A 1,947-nucleotide genomic window follows, 5' to 3' on the forward strand; every position below is an offset into this window, starting at 1 on the left:
CGGGGCGCCGCAGGCATAAACGGTCGCGTGAAGTTTTTGCTGTTTGCTTGGGCTTGGATGCCCAAAACAAACTCTCGCAAAAATAGCGACTCCCCTGATTAAGTATATTGGCCGGCGCTCCTAAGGCGCCAACCTTTACTGGGCCTGATCAGCATGCCCTGGAAAGAATGATGGCGGCTTGAGTGGTTGGCATCAAAATGTTTTCTTTAAGGTGTTTCACCTTCAAATATCAGGGTGCGGGGTGCCCGGATACTGATTGTCTCTGCTGCACTTGTCCAGTTACTTCAATGCCACCGTGATCCCGTGAGGATAGTAGGGGTGGCAGAAGAGCCCCGGATTTCGTTTTACTCCATCCGGGCTACTCTCTGAAATGTATCGAAAACCTACTTCTTGATGGTGATCGGTGTGCCCACGACTCCAGCATAGAAAACTATAATTTCAGCCGTCTCACTCCCTTCGTTCTTTCCGTAGTGCCATTTGTCGACAACTTCGACAATGGAATCCCCCGCCTTCATGTGTAGCGTCTTGCCATCTTCTCGGATGACCGTTAGTTCACCTCTCAGCAATACACCGGCATTAATTACCGGGTGTTTATGCATGGGTAACTGAACCCCCGCTGGGATATTGATTCTGAGAATGGTGACCTCTGGAGTGTCTTCAGAGTAGTTGGGTAGGGCGCTTCCGTCCCAGCTGGAGGTCGATTTTGTAACTTCATCAACCTGAGTGGTGTGTTGATCCAGGGCAAAAACATTGCTTGATAACAGTAGGGTAAGCAATGTTCCTAAAATTACTCTTCTCATCTTGTTTCCTTTGTGTGTCGATAATATGGGCGTTATTTAAGTGCGCTAACAATCGCGAGATTGGAGCTGTCAAAACTTATTATATCTATAATTAGCTAATGCTGTGATTGGCTTCTGGATTATCTGTTTGCAGCTGATGTCCAGAATGTTCAGACTGAATATCCATCTAAATTAAGGTATTCCAAGCTGAGTATCTAAGGTGTCTACGAAGCGATAGTTCAAAGCGACACCCGCTATTGGCACAGAGGTAAAACTAGTGAGTGGTATTACCCCGTTCAACCCATCCTACTAAAACCATTGATCAATTGACTCTGACACCTTTGGTTTTCTCTTTATCCCAATATCTCCCATGCTATTATTTGCTCTAACGTCGCCGTTAACAGGCATACCGTAGCGGTGTGCGATTTAAGCACAAATTGAACGCCGCGGAGGTATGTCCGGGTTGAACGGCATTGTTATAACTAATTGTTTGGTTGATGGTGTTTAAGTGCCTGTTTGCATTTTTCCAATTTACAGTTGTTTTTGAGGATGTATATGTACGTATCTGCTGCCTCATTTAGCTGTTTGGAAGCCGCGGCCAAATCGCCAGCCGCCAGTTGTGACTGAACTTCAGATACCAGCTTTAGTTGAGAAATTGTATTGTCGCTCAGCACTCTCTCAACGATTTCGCCGGACTGCTTATCAATATGGCGCTGTATTGCATCTAGGACGAGGTAAGCACACATAGCGATTAAGGCTGACAACACAGAGAAACCAATTGATTTTTTCATTCTTTTGCTAGGCTACTGAGTAGTTATAACGTTTTGCTAAGGGGCGCGAGCAGTGCATCGGCGGAGCGTCCCAGCGAGTGGAAGCGAGCGACTTGAGCTGTTTGTTAGAGCTTATTCTTTCCATTTGCGCCCACACTTAATGCATTTATGGTTGTTTTTTCTAATTTTGTATATGACGCCGAATAAGCCAAAAGTAAGAATAAGCATTATTTTTGAGAATAACGATGCAGAGCTTATATATTCAGTTGCACCACAATTTGGGCAATAATTTTCCTCAATCGCTGACCGCCATGGATAGCGAAGCGAGGGCGGTTAGTCCCCGATAGTCGACGCCGTCTGCATATTCGTAGTTGAGAGCGTGAGCGAACGACGGAGAA

2 protein-coding genes are annotated in these 1,947 nt (G+C 45.8%); both read right to left on the reverse strand.

Features of this window, described 5'->3' with window-relative positions; all coding sequences use genetic code 11:
• Positions 1-383: 383 nt before the first annotated feature.
• A complete protein-coding gene (locus BOW52_RS16705; RefSeq protein WP_078485215.1) occupies positions 384-800 on the reverse strand; it encodes a cupin domain-containing protein in 417 nt (138 codons plus the stop codon).
• Between the two features lie 461 nt (positions 801-1,261).
• On the reverse strand, positions 1,262-1,570 hold the full coding sequence (locus tag BOW52_RS16710) for a hypothetical protein (protein WP_078485216.1): 309 nt from the start codon (positions 1,568-1,570) through the stop codon (positions 1,262-1,264).
• Positions 1,571-1,947: the final 377 nt, after the last annotated feature.

It is taken from the genome of Solemya pervernicosa gill symbiont (assembly GCF_002020875.1).
Classification (GTDB): Bacteria; Pseudomonadota; Gammaproteobacteria.

Bases quoted from the DNA above. Each gene is read 5' to 3' on its own strand.
- BOW52_RS16705 (WP_078485215.1), bottom strand. From the start codon at position 800: ATGAGAAGAGTAATTTTAGGAACATTGCTTACCCTACTGTTATCAAGC.
- BOW52_RS16710 (WP_078485216.1), bottom strand. From the start codon at position 1,570: ATGAAAAAATCAATTGGTTTCTCTGTGTTGTCAGCCTTAATCGCTATG.